Genomic DNA, 16,065 nt, shown 5'->3' on the forward strand with positions numbered 1-16,065 from the left:
AAGTCTATTATCCATTATAAAATTGATAAGCAACCAAGCTAATAAAATAGCACCTTCAGAACCGATAAATGTGTTGATAATATTAACTATTTCATTGGTCATCCATTCTAAATTTTCTTGTAAAGTTGCTCCGATTACACTCTCTAAATTTGTGGCAATAAAAGCAGCAATTATACAATAAACAATACCCATTAAATCAACTAATCCTACCCCATAACCCACCAAAGCAATGACAGCAGATGCAACCATTCCAGCTAGGGTTCCCTCTAAACTAACCGCCCCTTCTGTACCTGGAGAAACAGGTTTTAAAGTAGTAATTAAAAAAGTCCTTTTTCCATAAGCTTTACCCACTTCTGAGGCAGTAGTATCTGATAATTTAGTGCTGAAACTGGCCACATAACCTAATACTAATAATTGGGTCCAACCATCGTCAAAAAACAGGGTTCCTAAAGCGCAAAATGTGGCAATCAATGCTGAACCCCAAACATTTTCTGGACCCCGTACTCCTGAGCGTTTTTCAGCGATTCCAGCAGCTTCTTTTTCTGCCATACCAATCTTAGTAACCCCAGAACCCACTAAGAAATAAAACATGACAACCCCATAACCTTGCCAACTCAATGTACCCCAAACAATTACCCCTAAAATCCAAGCATTAAAATAGCCTAAAGGAGTTAATAATTTTTTAGGAACAATGAAAGCAAAAGTTAGCAAAATACTGTTAATAATTAAAGCAATAATCCAAGAGTTGGTTAAGGATAATTCCATCATAATTTGTAAGTTACTCCTATTTATTTTGACTGCGTTTAGCTAATAAAGCAGTCCCATAAGCTGCTTCGGTAGAATCAGAAATTTTGACAGGGACTTGTAAATAATACTGTCTTATTTTAGCCCAATTTTTGTTTTTTGCTCCACCTCCAGCAGTATAAACTCGACTAACAGGGGTTGCTCCTAATTTTTGTAATTTTTTGTATCCTAATGCTTCAATTTTTGCCATACTTTCCAGTAAACCTTGTAAAAATTCTATTTTATTATCAGGTATTGGCTCAAGTTTAGGGAGTAATTTAGGATTATTAATGGGGAATCTTTCTCCAGATTTTAGTAAGGGATAATAATCTAATTCGGTGGGTTTATCAAGATTTATTTTTTGACTGAATTGTTCTAATTCTTCGTCGCTAAAAATTTTTTTTAACACTGCACCTCCTGTATTTGATGCACCTCCCGTTAACCATAAATTCCCTAAACGATGGCTATAAATTCCCGATGAAATATCTTCAACACGAGTCTTACTCAATAGTTTTAAAACTAAGGTTGAACCTAAAGAAGTTACCCCTTCTCCTGGTTGGGTGACACCACTAGCTAAAAAAGCAGCAATACTATCAGTTGTTCCTGTACAAACAAGACAATTTCTAGGAAATTTAAACCTCTCAGAGATCTCATTACTAACTGTTTTTATAGGGGTTCCTGGTGGTAATATTTCCGGTAAAACTGAATTAATAGGTAACGCTTTTAACCAGTGAGGATAACATAAAGTTTCCACATCATAACCAAGTTTTAACGCATTATGATAATCACTAATGCCTAACTTTCCGTGTAATAAAAATCCTAACCAGTCTGCTTGATGTAAAAAGTAAGAATTATTCTCTCTTTTATTTATTTGCTCCCACGACAAAAGCTTAACTAAACTAGATGTAGAACTGTTAACAAGATGATTTTGAGGAATAATGTTCTGAAACTTCTCTAAGATACTTACATCCCGTGAATCATTATATAAAATAGGTTCGTCAATTGGTTCACCTTTGCTATTACAAAATAAGACAGTAGAAGAAGTCCCATTAATAGCAATCGCTTCAATTTTATTTCTAATCTCTGTGGAAATATTTTCTAAAAGTATATAGAGAGTATGTTTCCAGGTTTGGGCTAAATTGTTAGTATTTTGTTGATGGAAAGAAAAATTAACTTGAGTAATAATTTCTTCCTTATCATTAATAACAATACCTCTCCCCCCTGATGTTCCAAAATCAATCCCTAAAAATAACATAATTAAATTAAATTAGGACGTAACTTATAGTAGCGATAATTTTGATAATCTGCTAGAATTTCGTCATGGTCAAAGCAAAGATTTTTGGGTAATTCCCACAGATCAAAAACTTGTACATTTTGAGCATCATCTGCTGCTTGAGGTTTTCCTGTGGCAGTAGCAATAAAAACAATACTCATGGTGTGTTTACGTTCATCCCGATTAGGATTAGAATAAACGTGGAACTGTTCGATTAAATTAACAGATAAACTAACTTCTTCTTGCGCTTCTCGTGATGCTGCATTTTCCACTGTCTCCCCATAGTCCACAAACCCTCCTGGTAACGCCCATCCATAAGGAGTATTTTTACGCTCAATTAAAATTATAGGTCGGTTGGGTTGATCGATTAGTTCGATAATAATATCAACCGTAGGAATTGGGTTACGAAATGTCATAATTTTGATTTATTAAACTATGATTACTATACAATAAAACTGAATAAAGCCATAGACAACATTAATAGTTATCTCTCCAGACTTAAAATAATGGACAATCATAAGCAATCTGATGATATTCAAATTGAAAACTTTAATCAACTGCAAGATAAACTACGACAATATTGGCAGGGAAAAGACATCTCGGAGCAAGATGGGTATGATATTTTAGTGGTTCCTTCTTTTAGTATTGATCAACAAGTAGGACAAAAAGTAGCAGGTTTTCTCCATTATGAAGAACGTCTTTTATTCTCCTTAATTCGTTTACGAAATCCTAAAACGAGATTAATTTATGTTACGGGACAACCTTTATCACCCATAATTATTGAATATTACTTACAGTTATTACCTGAAATTCCTTTTTCCCATGCTCGCGATCGCCTACTGTTACTCACTGCCTATGATAACTCATTTAAGCCCTTAACTCAAAAGATTCTAGAACGTCCTCGCTTGGTGGAAAAAATACGCCGTGCTTTACGTCCAAATAAATCGTATATGGTGTGTTTTAACGCCACAAATTTTGAGCAAGAACTTTCTTTAAAACTAAATGTTCCCCTCTTTGCAGCATCACCTCAACTTAGTTACTGGGGTTCAAAAAGCGGTAGTCGAGAAATTTTTTCAGACTGTTTAATCCCTCATCCCGATGGTAGTCATTTACTGAATAATGTTGATGATTTAGTAGTAGAAATTTATCAACTTATGCAAAGAAATCCTAACTTAAATCGTCTAGTAGTCAAACTTAATGAGGCACTTTCAGGAGAAGGTAATGCAGTATTGAATTTAGATAAGATCAAGAAAACCGCTCATGATTTATCTAATGATAGTCAAATAAAAACAATTATTTTCAATAGTTTAAAAGACTTAAGTTTTCAATCAGAAGATGAAACTTGGGAAAGTTTTTCCAGTAGAATCCCCGAATTGGGGGCTATTGTTGAAGCATTTATAGAGGGAAAAGAAAAACGTTCTCCCAGTGTTCAAGGTTATATTACTCCCAATGGAAAGGTTAGCATTGTCTCAACTCATGATCAAATTTTAGGGGGACCAGACGGACAAATTTATTTAGGATGTCGGTTTCCTGCGGACCAAGCTTATCGTCATCAACTACAAGAATTAGGCTTAAAAATTGGTCAAGCATTAGCCAAAAAAGGGGCAATGGAACGTTATGGAGTGGACTTTTTAGCAGTTCGCAACCAACATGAACAAGGAGAAAAATGGGAAATTCAAGCCATTGAAATTAACCTAAGAAAAGGCGGGACAACCCATCCATTTATGACCCTAAAACTATTAACAAATGGTAGCTATGACCACAGTACAGGCTTATTTTATACTCAACACAATCACGCTAAATACTATATTGCTTCCGACAATTTACAGAAAGAAAAATATTGTGGTTTACTACCCGACGATTTAATGGATATTGTCGCTAAACATCGTCTCCATTTTGATAGTAGTAATAAAACAGGAACCGTCTTCCATTTAATGGGAGCATTATCAGAATTCGGAAAATTAGGATTAACCTGTATTGGTAATTCTTTAGAAGAAGCAGAGGCAATTTATGAAGAAGTTGAAAGAGTTTTAGATTTAGAGTCAGAAATAGTTATTGATAACAACAATGAAACAATTATCCCCAATTTACCCATTGTTTGGACATCATAGGTTAGAATGTATCAGTAGAGAATCTTACCACATCAATTAAAGTAATCTGTGATTTCGAGGTACTGTCAATCTTTGGAAATTCTTAATCATATAGAATAGATATAAACTAACTTTCCTAATAAGTTGTAACTTATATGTATGTTTGGAACAAAAAACAAAATGTAATCAGTCCTTTTTTGGTCTGGCTATTAGCAATTTTAATGATTCTCAGTTTTATGGGTTTTTTCTGTCCCATTTTAGCTCAAGAAAAGCCAACCGCCCCAATAATGTTAGAAGGAAGAACCCTATTTTATGTCAGGGAATCAGGACAATATACAGCAGAGCAAAGGGCTAACGAAGCCAATAGACATTTAGGAAAAATATTAGACAGCGGTGATCCTCCTGCCGTTGTTGGAATTGATTCAGGGCAAGAAGTTCCCGTAATTACTATTAATAACCGTTATTTTCTTTCCGTTACCTATAATGACGTTCCCATGGGCAAAAGTTTACAGGGACAAGCATTAGCCTGGAAAAACACCCTAGAAGTTGCCATTAGCAAAGCCGAATATGAAAGAACCTTAAAATATTATATTAAAGCCATTATTATTGCGATCGCCGTTATTTTTCTGGCTGCTATTTTATCATGGAAATTAGGAGTCATTTGGCAGCGTTGGCTCAAACCACTGAGTACAACACCAACTGACTCCAATACCCCCACGTCTTCCTCTTCTAGTCAACCATTAAGCGGCTACCCTAGTGAATCTTCTTTTAAGTTTCAGCTAGTCGCCTTGTTAGTTTTATTAACAATTATTCGGGGGATTATTTGGATTGTTGCCTTTGTCTATATTAGTCGTTTATTCCCCCAAATTCGCCGATGGAGTGATTTAATTCTTGAAATTTTACAAATTAGTTTAATTACCGATGTTTTTCCTTTAGGTAACCAAAAATACTCGGTACTTGACTTTTTCATTTTAATTGGTTTGTTAGTTGGTTTAGTCACTTTAACTCGAATGGTAAGCCGTGTGTTAAAATCTAAGTTGCTAACTGCCACCGGACTTAGTCGTGCAGTTCAAGACACAACTGCTCTGATTTTTAACTATACCTTTATTTTTTTAGGGACTATTGTTGTTCTACAAGTTTGGGTATTAGACCTAAGTTCTCTAACGGTTTTTGCCAGTGTTTTGGGTGTAGGTGTTGGTTTAGGTTTACAAGGAATTGCCAAAGAATTTGTTAGTGGATTGGTGTTAATTTTCGAGCGTCCTATTCAAGTAGGAGATTTTGTCGAGGTAGCCGGGTTAATGGGTACAGTAGAAAGAATTAGTGTTAGAAGTACAGAAATAAGAACATTGGATCAAGTTTCTGTTATCTTACCTAACTCTCGTTTCTTAGATTCAGAAGTAATTAATTGGAGTCATTCTAGTCCTATTTCTCGCCTAAAAATTCCTGTTGGAGTAGCCTATGGTTCTAATTTAGAAATAGTTAGAAATCTCTTAATTAAGGTAGCTAAAAACCATCAAGATATTTTGTCAATGCCCTCCCCCCAAGTATTTTTTCCGAGTTTGGTGATAGTTCCCTGAAATTTAACTTATTAGTGTGGATTAGTAAACCCTATAAACAATTCCAAATAAAAAGCGATCTTTACTTCAAAATTGATAGTGAATTCAGAGCAGAAGGTATTGAAATTCCTTTTCCTCAAAGAGACGTACATTTTCGCTCTAGTGATGTCCCTTCACAAAATATTTCCCCTGAGTTAATTAATTCTTTAAGTAATTTATCTAACAGTTTAGCAACCTGGTTAAAAGAAAATTCTCATAATCAGACTAGGCAAGATAAAAATAAAGATATACAATCAAATAAGGTAATAAAAAAAGAAAATTCAACTCCTAATGAAGACGATATTAGCCATTGAAACAAGTTGTGATGAAACCGCCGTTGCTATTGTTAATGAGCAGAAGATTTATAGTAGTATTGTTGCCTCTCAAATTGACTTACATAAACGTTATGGTGGGGTGGTTCCGGAAGAAGCATCTCGTCAACATCTTTTAACCATTAACCCCTGTGTTGAAGAAGCGTTACAAGTAGCAAAATTAACTTGGAATGATATCGATGGCATCGCTGCAACGGTTGCACCAGGATTAATTGGAGCTTTAATGGTAGGAGAAACAGCAGGGAAAACCTTAGCCATGATTCATCAAAAACCATTCTTAGGAATTCATCATTTAGAAGGTCATATTTATGCAACTTATCTGAGTCAACCCGATTGGAAACCGCCCTTTTTATGTTTATTAGTATCCGGGGGTCATACCAGTCTCATTCATGTTAAAGATTGTGGTATTTATGAACAACTAGGAAATACTCATGACGATGCAGCAGGAGAAGCTTTTGATAAAGTAGCCAGATTATTAAATTTAGGCTATCCAGGGGGACCAGTTATTGATAAATTAGCCACTCGAGGCAACCCGAAAAGGTTTAGTTTACCAGAGGGCAAAATCTCTTTACCCCAAGGGGGTTATCATCCCTACGACTTCAGTTTTAGTGGTTTAAAAACAGCAGTTTTACGATTAGTAGAAAAGCTCAAACAAGAAAATTCTGAATCCTTACCCATTGCAGATTTAGCGGCGAGTTTTCAAGAAACCGTTGCCCGTTCCTTAACCAAAAAAACTATTACTTGCGCTTTAGATCATAACCTCACTCATATTGCCGTTGGTGGTGGGGTAGCTGCCAATAGTGGTTTGAGAGATCATCTTCAAGAAGCAGCGAAGAAACATAATTTAACAGTCCATTTCCCCCCCCTCAAACTTTGCACCGATAACGCTGCCATGATAGGTTGTGCAGCCTGTGATCACCTGAAAAGAGGTCATATTTCCTCCTGGAATTTAGGGGTACAATCTCGTTTACCAATTACTGATGTCATGACTTTATATTTAGGTTAGCGAGAAGGATTTGTCCTGAGCTTGTCGAAGTATGCTCACACTCCCCCGTCTCCCCGTCTCCCCGTCTCCCCACTGAGGTTAGTGAGCAGGATGCTCACACTCCCCCCATCTCCCCAAACTCCCCACCCAGGGAGGAACACTTTACGAGGGATTATAATTCAATATAATCAAGTAGAATTTTAAAGTTGATTGTTATTACAATGAAAATTAGTAAAACCTTAAAACTGACCTTACCCCTATTATTCGTCATGTCAGGAGCCGGAACCGCTAGTGCTTATTTCGCCTACCACATGGGATCTCAAGCCCTTCAAGGGGTGAGTCAACCTGAAAATAATCCCACCAAGAAACTAGGGGATAAATCTAAAAAATCCACTAAACCCACTGAATTTAAACCAATTGATGAAAAAACTATCTTAATTAGGGTATATGACCATACCCATAAGAAAAACAAAGCAGCAGAGTCTAAAAACAAGCAAGAATCAAAAAATAATCAAAAGGAAAACAAAACCAGTCAATCCATAGACAATAACCCCCAGGAGCTTAAATCCTCTCAAACCGTCGCCAATTTACCCTTACATGTTAAAGATCAAGGGGTTAAGCTAGAGATACAAGAAGCAAGTAAGGAGAGAACAACTCTATCATTCAAGGTTAATTTACAAAACGAAGGTGTAACCCCCGTGAGATTCCTTTATAGTTTTTTAGAGGTTAAAGATAGTCAAGGACGTGCCTTAAGTGCCATCACAGAAGGACTTCCCCAAGAATTACCTCCCAACAGCGAGAATTTTGTGGGTAAGGTGAAAATTCCTAGTGCGTTAATCAATGACAGTCAAACTCTATCATTCAACTTAACAGATTATCCCGATCAAAAATTACAGTTGAATATCGCTCAAATTCCTGTTATTCGATAATATTGGTGATTATAACACCACAAATATGACTACCCAAGCTATCCTGATACGGGCTTTATCAATTCTCTTATTGATAGCCATTAATGCCTTTTTTGTAACAGCAGAATTTGCTATGGTTTCAGTGAGGCGATCGCGCGTCAGTCAATTAGTCAAAGCAGGGGATATTCAAGCGCAAACCGTACAATCTCTGCAACGTAGTCTGGATCGCCTTCTGTCTACCACTCAATTAGGCATTACCCTGTCTAGTTTAGCTTTGGGTTGGATTGGGGAAAGTACCATAGCTAAATTGGTGTTGGAAATTTTATCCACATTACCTTTGTCTGAGGTTTTCCTCAAAAATTTAGCCCACAGCATTGCCATTCCTGTAGCATTTTTGTCTTTAGCCTATTTACAAATTGTTTTAGGGGAATTATGCCCAAAATCGGTGGCTTTGATTTACTCGGAACAACTAGCCCGTTTTCTGGGTCCTTCTATCGGTGTCATTGCTCAAGTTTTTAACCCCTTTATTTGGATTTTAAACCATTCTACCCGTTATTTGTTACGTAGTGTAGGGATCAAATACAACACAAACGGGGGTTATAGTCAGGTTACAACAGAAGAATTACAGTTAATTATTGCCACGGAGGGAGAATCGGCAGGGTTAGAGGCGCAAGAACGGGAATTGCTGAAAAATATTTTTGAATTTGGCGAAGTTACCACGGTAGAAGTGATGGTTCCCCGTACCCAGTTAGTGGCGATCGCAGAAACAGCCACTTTTGAGGAGTTGTTAAAAGAAGTAACAGAAACGGGACATTCTCGTTATCCGGTTAAGGGGGACTCCCTGGATGATATTTTAGGCATTATTGATTTTAAAGATTTGGCAGAACCTTTAAGTAAAGGGGCGTTAACCCCAACTGCTTTTATTGAGTCTTGGATCAAACCAGTTAAGTTTGTTTCTGAGTCTATGGCCTTGGATGAATTATTAGCTTTGATGCAGCGATCACAGTTAAAAATGGTGATGGTTGTAGATGAGTTTGGGGGAACATCAGGACTGATTACTATGCAAGATGTAATTGAGGAAATTCTGGGCAATGATGTAGAAGGAATTATCGAAGAAGAAGATACCCTAAAGATGATTGATGAACATAATTTTTTAATAGAAGCACAACTAAATGTTGAAGAATTAAATGATGTTTTAGGGTTAGATTTACCTTTAACGGATGAGTACCAAACCTTGGGGGGATTTTTATTATATCAGTGGCAAAAAATCCCCAGCGAAGGAGAAATTTTGGAGTATGAAAATTTATCCTTTACTATTGTAGAGTCAGAAGGACCACGCTTGCTACAAATTCATCTCAGACGACAACCTCCTCCCATTATTGAACCTTCAGAAAATCAGATTGACAGTATACAAAATGCTAATGATAGTAATGGAAAATGAACAATGGAAAATGGATAATTGTCATTATCACTGAGTCAGTGTAATTCAACATCAAGATGAGCAGCTATAGTGAGATACGCCACCAGCATCAAAAAACGCCTTAGGTTTTAGACGATAGTATTTATCTTCTATTTCCTGTGATTGCTCATCATAGGGATGGCTAAACACTTCTTGCAACTCTTTGACTAAGGTATAGTCACCTTCCATGGCTTGTTGGTAAGCTGGAACAATCAACCACTCTCGCCATGTATATTTTGGGTTAGTCTGTTTCATCTTTGTTGATATCTCAGGGAGATTGCCGTAGTTAATGAGGAGGTTGCGCCAGCTTAAGAGCCAAGATTGCCATTGTTCATCAATTTGTTGTGAAGTTTTAAGGTAGAAGCTCTTTTTCAATGGTTCAACATCGTCTGGTATCTGGGATAACTCTCGGAAGAAAATGGTGTAATCTACCTCTGAGTCGATCATTAACTGGATTAATTCCTCAAATAGCTTTGGTTTATATTCAGTCAAACCAAGTTTGGCCGCCCACATTTTTTGGATTTGTTTTTGCATTGCTTCTGGAAAGCCACGGCCTACTTGGTCGAACTGTTCTAAAGCTTCAGCATCTTCTGCAAGTAGCGGTCTCACAGCTTTCCAAAACATATAATAATTTGCTTCTGCTGCCATTGGCTGATTAAAGAATGAAAAGTGTTTGCCGCCGCCAGTCCAAGGTTGAAACCAAGGGTCAAAATTTTCACAAAACCCAAATGGCCCATAGTCGAGGGTAAAGCCACCAGCAGCACAGTTGTCACTGTTGAAATTACCCTGGCAATAACCAACACGTAGCCAATTAGCCACCAGGGTTGTGAGACGTTGACGAAATTGCTTAGCCAACTCAACCAATTGATCTGCAAAACTAAGGTTTTGATTAATATCGCTTTTGTATTCTCGCTCTATTAAATGGGAAACTATCATGCGCAACTCTTCTAATGCTCTTGGATGGGCATTACTGCGAACGCGACGGGCAAATAACTCTAGCTGGCCAACGCGCAGAAAGGATGGTGCAACCCGAGTTGAAATAGCTACAGGATTGTCCACCAAAATATCAGGATCGCTGGAGTGGGAGTCCTCAGAATACCAAGGCCGGGTAACGGTCTCAGATTTAGAAACATACAGTGTTAAAGAACGGGATGTGGGAGTACCTAAGGCTTGCATATAGTCCTGCCCTAGAAACTCACGGACACTTGAACGTAGGACTGCGCGCCCGTCGGCACCACGACCATAAGGGGTTAGTCCAGCACCTTTCAACTGCATTTCCCAACGCTGACCATTGATTATTCCTTCAAATACAGATATCGCCCGACCATCGCCATAACCATTACCCGTACCGAATGGACAATTTTGGATATATTCGGTGCCATAAATTGACAGTGCATAACCAGTGGCCCAGCCAAACTGACGCATAGGCTCACCCGTAGCAGACATATCACCAGAAAATACCTTGCGAAATTGTTCATTAAACGCCAGTTCATCGCTCAACCCAAGTTCTTTAAAGAAGGTGCTGCTATGGGTGACATATTCTGGTTCTGCAAGGGGCGTAGGTGTCACAGGTACGAAATGACCCGAAAAAACCTGGCGGGGACGGTGATCATTACCATCGACCGTGGCTTCAGGGTCGGCATTTAAGGTATCCATCAAGGAATAATCCGCCAGTCGCACAAACTCATCGAAGGTAGTTACACAGGGTTCAGCAGATGGTTTATATCGAGACGACATTGTTTCTAAATTATAATTTTATAGTAGTTTATGTATCACGATTTTAACATAGAAAATTACCGAGTTAAACCACTACAATGTACAATGATCCATTCGTAGGGACATAATACTATTATGTCCTGATATACTCTGCCTTCTCACATATCATTACCGAATGCTATAGTTATAATTTGTGTAACATTCCATTATTTAAAAATAACAACAAGGAATAGTTTTAACTAACAAAGGTTCCTCCAAACTACTACCATAACCCTCAACTTTTATAGTAGAATTTTCTTCATCAGGAATAATAACCACTTGCCATTTATCTGTCGCTTTATTGAGAGTATAAGGAAATTTATCAAAAACTATAGCACTGCCAATTATTATTAGGAAGTTAAGGAGATTCCTCGTACCTCAGCAATGACAGTTAAGGGGATAGAAAATTTCCTAACTATTTTTTGTACAGCTATAGTACCATTTTCATCAACTGAGGCTACAGATATTTATATTTTAGGGGTCAACGGCCGTTAAACCCTACATAAATTGGTATAACTTAACTTTTCTCTTACTTACTACTAATAGTCCAAAAAGGAAAAGTTTGACTAGTGCAGCTTGGCGAAAGTAATCCACCAGATTTTTACAGAAACTTTCGTGACTAGCCACGACAATGTGTTTCAATGAAACTAACGGAAGAATCTCGAAGTTGATGTCCATGATAAAAGCATTGCCAATTAACCTCTCCAACCTACAGAAAACAGTACTCCAACAAATAGTGAGAGGGACAACAAACCCCTATCGCCTTGTTAGACGAGCCAAGCTAATCTTAGCCGCAGCATCAGGAGAGAGCAATAGTTCGATTAGTCGAAGATTAGAATTAGACCGAGTACAAGTGCGTCAGTGGCGATCGCGATGGTTTGAGGAGAGAGAAAAACTGAGTGCCGCCGAAGAACAACAGGTAACGGAGAAAGCATTAATGGTCTTGATCAAAGGAATTTTAAGCGATCGCCCAAGACCTGGAACAACAAAATCCTTTACGGTCGAACAAGTAGTCCAGATTGTAGAGATCGCTTGTGAAGAATGTGAAAAATCAGACAGACCAGTGAGCCATTGGACACCTTCAGAGTTGGCGGATGAAGCCATAAAAAGAGGAATTGTCGAAAAGATTTCCCCCCGTAGTGTGGGGCGTTTTTTAAAAAGAAGCGACATTACAACCACATCTCGTTCGTTACTGGTTAAATGCCAAAATTGATGATCCCTTAAAATTTAAAAAGCAAGTCAAATATATCTGTGAACTTCATCAAGAAGCTAAAACTTTGTTAGAACAAGGAATTCATTTAATTAGTACAGATGAAATGACAGGGATTCAAGCTCTTGAGAGATTATTTCCGAACAAAAGAATCAAGCCTAAACAAGTAGAAAAAATCGAATTTGAATATGAAAGACACGGAACTTTAAGCTTGATTGCGAACTGGGATGTGGCAAGAGGAAAAGTTGTTAGTCCCTCTATTGGACCGACAAGAACAGAACAAGATTTTTCTGAACATATCCAGAGAACGATTAAGATTGATGAAAAAGCAGAATGGATTTTTATTGTAGATCAACTCAATACTCATAAATCGGAAAGCTTAGTCAAATTAGTAGCAGAAAGCTGTGAAATTACTATTGATTTGGGGAGAAAAGGAAAGGAGGGGATTTTGCAATCTATGGACAGCAGAGCAGATTTTTTATCAGATGAATCTCATCGAATTCGCTTTGTTTATATTCCCAAACATACATCGTGGCTTAATCAAATTGAGTGTTGGTTTTCGATCTTAGTCCGGCGTTTACTCAAAAGAATTACTGTCCGTTCAACTGAAGAACTATCCCAAAAAATTCTCAATTTTATTGATTACTTTAATCAACATTTTGCTAAGCCGTTCGTTTGGAAATTTAAGGGCTTTAAAGATCATAAGTGACTGGTGGATTATTTTTGCTAAGCTGCACTAGTTACCTATTTTCTGAAGATACTCAAAACTTAGAAAAGGAAAAAGAGCAGGGAGTAGAAATACTTGGTGAAGATAATGGTGGAGAAATTTCTATTGATTGGACTTTGGACAAAAAAAGTTTGTTAGCGTATATTTTACGCTAAACTAAAATCCCAAAATATCGGCTCTGTATCAGTCAATAAAATTGGCTGACAAATAGGGCTAATCTATAGATTCTGAGGAAAACTAAGGAGCTTTTAAGTTTTCAGTTGATTTTTTGCTCCCTTTCTTGATAACATCATGACGAGTTCGTGGGGCTTTTTTGTAACCTTTAATACGTCCGGAAGAAAAACCTCGACGTTTGGGAAATTTGGCGAAAGTCCCCAAGGTCGTAATTATTCTTGAAAAGTCTCTTTGAACTAGACTAGGGGTGATTTTGATGGATTTATTAGTCTTCAAATACTGTTCCCAATCACGGGGTAAAACCACAGCTAATTTTCTGGCAGCCCACAAATTTACAGAAGAAAGAAGTGTTAGTTTAAACCAATTTTCTTCATGATGTACATCGGGAGTTAAATAAGATGTTATCAATAATCTTTGTTTACCAAATCGAAAAAGATGTTCCATGTCATAACGTTGTCGATAACACTGATAACAATCAACTAAACTTAACTCATCGCGCCGAGAACCAATAACAATAAGCCACATAGGTTTCCAAATACTATTTCTTTCTTGATCTCTGACAACAATCTGGAGTAAAGTAAAGGGGTGATTGTTCATTTTATAGTTTTTAGTTCCTCTCATTAACATCTGTTTCCATCCCGAAATAGTCACTGTTAATTGACGACCTTTTTTCGTTGTAAAGGGAACATGATGAACTTCATCAGGTTCAGTCCAAGTTTGGTCATCTTTAAGGTCAAATTTATCCCCATACCAACGGGGATGTCCCGAAGTTTTGGCTTGATTTGGGTCCCGAATAAATTGACGATAAAAAACTCGGTCACTTCTAACTATTGTAATAGTAACTACGTCTTCATGCTTAACTTGTTCCCCAATAAAATCCTTTTGGCTGTAGTCACTATCAGCCACTAAGGCAGATAATTTATCAGAAAATAAAGAACTTTGCCAGATTTTTTTTAGTTGTTGATTGCCTTGATTTACTCCTTTATGTTTAGAGGGGACTCGCTCTCCTGATAAGGGGACAGGGAGTTGTGTCAATACCAAATAAGTTATAATGTTTTGAAGTGGGAGGAATTGTTCTCGATACCGCTGAAAATAAAGTCTCAATTCTCTGTTCATAATTAGGGTCAGTTTGAGTGGGTAAAAACTATTGAATTCCTCTATATAAACTGTTATAATCTCTTCTAAATAAAGGATTGAGAGACAATTCAACGACTGAGTGAGCTTGTTGGTTACTGGAGAGGGCATCGAGTAATTCTATAATAGTTTCTTTTCTAGCTTTTAGTCCTTGGAAGAGGTTAGACCTCCACACCAGGAATTCCTCGACAGACGTAGCCGTTTCATTTTTGGTCATTTTTAAAATTTATTACCTTATAAATTAGCGGAATATATACGCTAACATCAAAAGAGGTTGTTTGTTACAGTTAAGGCTAATGTCATCACATTCCGAACTTAAGACCAGTCAAGATGTCCACCTGAGAGCCAAACAAATTAAGAGTCTAATTCGCTCTCTTAAACAGAAAATAAAGAAAATTGAACGGGAAGGGGAAGTAGCACCAGCTAATTGTCATATTATTCGTTATCAGGTTAATGGAAAGGGAACAATCTACTGGTATTATAAACTACAGGCTGCTGAATCAATTTTTCCTATGGCCACTAATAATGAGAAAAAAACCAAATATAAATATTTAGGACGAGCCGGAAGTTCTGCTCATATTGATGCTGTAGAAAAACTCACTAGAAGAAATCTCATTGATGAATTAGAACGAGTCATTCAATCTCTAACGGAAAGCTACTTAGATATCTATATTGGAACCGAAACTGAATGAAGCTATTTAATATTTAAAATCCCCTAAAAAGATGGAAAGAGAGTTTTTAAAATCACCTTAATTCTCTATTTTAGCTCTGGAGATATGTTTAGCGTAAAATTTACGCTAACAATTGTTTTTTATCCAAAGTCCAATTGTGACAGGGTTTCTAATAATTCTCCTTCCCCAATGAATCTACCACCCCAGAGAATTAAATTATCGTAAATCGTACTCAATAAAACAATAGGTAATACGATCATTGCCGCAGTTCTAGATAGCCGAAAGAAAGGATAAGCAAATAATAAAATAATTGCTTCAAAAATGGCTATAATCAGATGCCCTAGAGCATAAAAAGAATTCATTTTTTGACTCCCTTAATTATTATCTAAATGTTAGCTTCAACTGATTTGCTTGCATTGTCTGATGCTGATGCTAGTTTGAGAATTCCTTTTTCATAAACTAGCCACGTAAAAATAGCAACCCCTGCTTGAGTACCAGCAAAGTCATGGAGAATATGAAATAAAGCATTATAAAGAACTTGTGGAGCAGAAATCGGATTACCTCCTTTTTGTTCTAAAAGAAAACCAATGATAAGTTACACCTACAGAAAACAGAGGAAAAAAGACACTCGCCAATCTTCAGGAGTTTGTACCTCGATAGGTAAGACCAGAAAAACTATGGTCGGACATATAATAGGGACTCAAATTTATAGTGCTCTAATCATGGTCTACTGGATTTGTACCATATGTGAGTTTAAACGCTATACCCAAGNAAACACGTTACAAGTAGCAGGTGTTGTTCTTGATTAACATTGCCTAAATAAGCGACGTAAAGATTACTGATTTGCTGAATCTTGGTACCGTTGTTCTCCCCTTCGGAGGGCCCTCAAAGCCTGTACACGTTTCAGAATATTCGCGAACCGCTGTCGCCAAGGGAAGTCCCCCAAAAGTTATTGGGGTTAACCACACA

At 37.2% G+C, this 16,065-nt stretch carries 13 protein-coding genes and 2 pseudogenes; 9 read left to right on the plus strand and 6 right to left on the minus strand.

Features of this window, described 5'->3' with window-relative positions; translation table 11 throughout:
- From CWATDRAFT_RS22030 to CWATDRAFT_RS22040, 3 genes are all read right to left on the minus strand, one after another.
- The coding region (locus tag CWATDRAFT_RS22030) for a TIGR00297 family protein (RefSeq protein WP_007307093.1) at positions 1–768 on the minus strand (768 nt) is incomplete at its 3' end.
- Positions 769–784: 16 nt separating this feature from the next.
- The gene (locus tag CWATDRAFT_RS22035; protein ID WP_007307094.1) at positions 785–2,038 is read right to left on the minus strand and encodes an FGGY-family carbohydrate kinase; all 1,254 of its coding nucleotides are present in this window, start codon (positions 2,036–2,038) and stop codon (positions 785–787) included.
- Positions 2,039–2,040: 2 nt separating this feature from the next.
- Positions 2,041–2,472 carry an NUDIX domain-containing protein gene (locus tag CWATDRAFT_RS22040; RefSeq protein ID WP_007307095.1) on the minus strand — a complete coding sequence of 144 codons (432 nt, stop codon included), beginning with the start codon at positions 2,470–2,472 and terminating at the stop codon, positions 2,041–2,043.
- 90 nt (positions 2,473–2,562) lie between these two features.
- Between CWATDRAFT_RS22040 and CWATDRAFT_RS22045 the strand changes: the two genes are divergently transcribed.
- From CWATDRAFT_RS22045 to CWATDRAFT_RS22065, 5 genes and pseudogenes are all read left to right on the plus strand, one after another.
- A complete protein-coding gene (locus CWATDRAFT_RS22045; RefSeq protein WP_007307096.1) occupies positions 2,563–4,167 on the plus strand; it encodes a peptide ligase PGM1-related protein in 1,605 nt (534 codons plus the stop codon).
- A gap of 989 nt (positions 4,168–5,156) precedes the next feature.
- Positions 5,157–6,055, plus strand: a pseudogene (locus tag CWATDRAFT_RS40275) (mechanosensitive ion channel family protein).
- Positions 6,033–7,079, plus strand: a complete 1,047-nt coding sequence (gene tsaD / locus CWATDRAFT_RS22055; RefSeq protein ID WP_007307099.1) for a tRNA (adenosine(37)-N6)-threonylcarbamoyltransferase complex transferase subunit TsaD — start codon at positions 6,033–6,035, stop codon at positions 7,077–7,079. The pseudogene CWATDRAFT_RS40275 and the gene tsaD overlap by 23 nt, the downstream one beginning before the upstream one ends.
- A gap of 200 nt (positions 7,080–7,279) precedes the next feature.
- On the plus strand, positions 7,280–7,987 hold the full coding sequence (locus CWATDRAFT_RS22060) for a hypothetical protein (protein ID WP_007307100.1): 708 nt from the start codon (positions 7,280–7,282) through the stop codon (positions 7,985–7,987).
- Positions 7,988–8,012: 25 nt separating this feature from the next.
- Positions 8,013–9,407: a hemolysin family protein gene (locus CWATDRAFT_RS22065; RefSeq protein ID WP_007307101.1), complete on the plus strand. Its 1,395-nt coding sequence runs from the start codon at positions 8,013–8,015 to the stop codon at positions 9,405–9,407.
- 51 nt (positions 9,408–9,458) lie between these two features.
- On the opposite strand, the gene CWATDRAFT_RS22070 is transcribed toward CWATDRAFT_RS22065, so the two are convergent.
- Positions 9,459–11,162, minus strand: a complete 1,704-nt coding sequence (locus CWATDRAFT_RS22070) for a protein adenylyltransferase SelO (RefSeq protein WP_007307102.1) — start codon at positions 11,160–11,162, stop codon at positions 9,459–9,461.
- 649 nt (positions 11,163–11,811) lie between these two features.
- Between CWATDRAFT_RS22070 and CWATDRAFT_RS22080 the strand changes: the two genes are divergently transcribed.
- The 3 genes from CWATDRAFT_RS22080 to CWATDRAFT_RS37535 all read left to right on the plus strand — a co-directional run bounded on the left by CWATDRAFT_RS22080 (position 11,812) and on the right by CWATDRAFT_RS37535 (position 13,272).
- A complete protein-coding gene (locus CWATDRAFT_RS22080) occupies positions 11,812–12,393 on the plus strand; it encodes a helix-turn-helix domain-containing protein (RefSeq protein WP_007303067.1) in 582 nt (193 codons plus the stop codon).
- 64 nt (positions 12,394–12,457) lie between these two features.
- Positions 12,458–13,099, plus strand: a complete 642-nt coding sequence (locus CWATDRAFT_RS22085) for a transposase (RefSeq protein WP_007303384.1) — start codon at positions 12,458–12,460, stop codon at positions 13,097–13,099.
- Complete coding sequence (locus CWATDRAFT_RS37535; RefSeq protein ID WP_157134148.1) at positions 13,096–13,272, plus strand: hypothetical protein; 177 nt, start codon at positions 13,096–13,098, stop codon at positions 13,270–13,272. The genes CWATDRAFT_RS22085 and CWATDRAFT_RS37535 overlap by 4 nt, the downstream gene beginning before the upstream one ends.
- An 82-nt stretch (positions 13,273–13,354) precedes the next feature.
- Here CWATDRAFT_RS37535 and CWATDRAFT_RS38770 read toward each other — a convergent pair.
- Positions 13,355–14,642 (minus strand): annotated as a pseudogene (locus CWATDRAFT_RS38770) (transposase).
- 79 nt (positions 14,643–14,721) lie between these two features.
- Between CWATDRAFT_RS38770 and CWATDRAFT_RS22100 the strand changes: the two are divergent.
- Positions 14,722–15,117, plus strand: a complete 396-nt coding sequence (locus tag CWATDRAFT_RS22100) for a hypothetical protein (protein ID WP_007303072.1) — start codon at positions 14,722–14,724, stop codon at positions 15,115–15,117.
- A 119-nt stretch (positions 15,118–15,236) separates the two neighbouring features.
- Here CWATDRAFT_RS22100 and CWATDRAFT_RS22105 read toward each other — a convergent pair whose 3' ends face one another.
- Positions 15,237–15,458 (minus strand): hypothetical protein, encoded by a 222-nt coding sequence (locus CWATDRAFT_RS22105; protein WP_042712133.1) that lies wholly within the window; start codon positions 15,456–15,458, stop codon positions 15,237–15,239.
- Between the last annotated feature and the right edge of the window lie 607 nt (positions 15,459–16,065).

The organism is Crocosphaera watsonii WH 8501 (genome assembly GCF_000167195.1).
Classification (GTDB): Bacteria; Cyanobacteriota; Cyanobacteriia; order Cyanobacteriales; family Microcystaceae; genus Crocosphaera; species Crocosphaera watsonii.

Excerpts from the sequence above, each read along its gene's own strand:
- CWATDRAFT_RS22045 (WP_007307096.1), top strand. The coding sequence starts at position 2,563 with ATGGACAATCATAAGCAATCTGATGATATTCAAATTGAAAACTTTAAT.
- CWATDRAFT_RS22065 (WP_007307101.1), top strand. The coding sequence starts at position 8,013 with ATGACTACCCAAGCTATCCTGATACGGGCTTTATCAATTCTCTTATTG.
- tsaD (WP_007307099.1), top strand. The coding sequence starts at position 6,033 with ATGAAGACGATATTAGCCATTGAAACAAGTTGTGATGAAACCGCCGTT.
- CWATDRAFT_RS22060 (WP_007307100.1), top strand. The coding sequence starts at position 7,280 with ATGAAAATTAGTAAAACCTTAAAACTGACCTTACCCCTATTATTCGTC.
- CWATDRAFT_RS22040 (WP_007307095.1), bottom strand. The coding sequence starts at position 2,472 with ATGACATTTCGTAACCCAATTCCTACGGTTGATATTATTATCGAACTA.
- CWATDRAFT_RS22080 (WP_007303067.1), top strand. The coding sequence starts at position 11,812 with ATGTGTTTCAATGAAACTAACGGAAGAATCTCGAAGTTGATGTCCATG.
- CWATDRAFT_RS22105 (WP_042712133.1), bottom strand. The coding sequence starts at position 15,458 with ATGAATTCTTTTTATGCTCTAGGGCATCTGATTATAGCCATTTTTGAA.
- CWATDRAFT_RS22070 (WP_007307102.1), bottom strand. The coding sequence starts at position 11,162 with ATGTCGTCTCGATATAAACCATCTGCTGAACCCTGTGTAACTACCTTC.
- CWATDRAFT_RS22100 (WP_007303072.1), top strand. The coding sequence starts at position 14,722 with ATGTCATCACATTCCGAACTTAAGACCAGTCAAGATGTCCACCTGAGA.
- CWATDRAFT_RS22035 (WP_007307094.1), bottom strand. The coding sequence starts at position 2,038 with ATGTTATTTTTAGGGATTGATTTTGGAACATCAGGGGGGAGAGGTATT.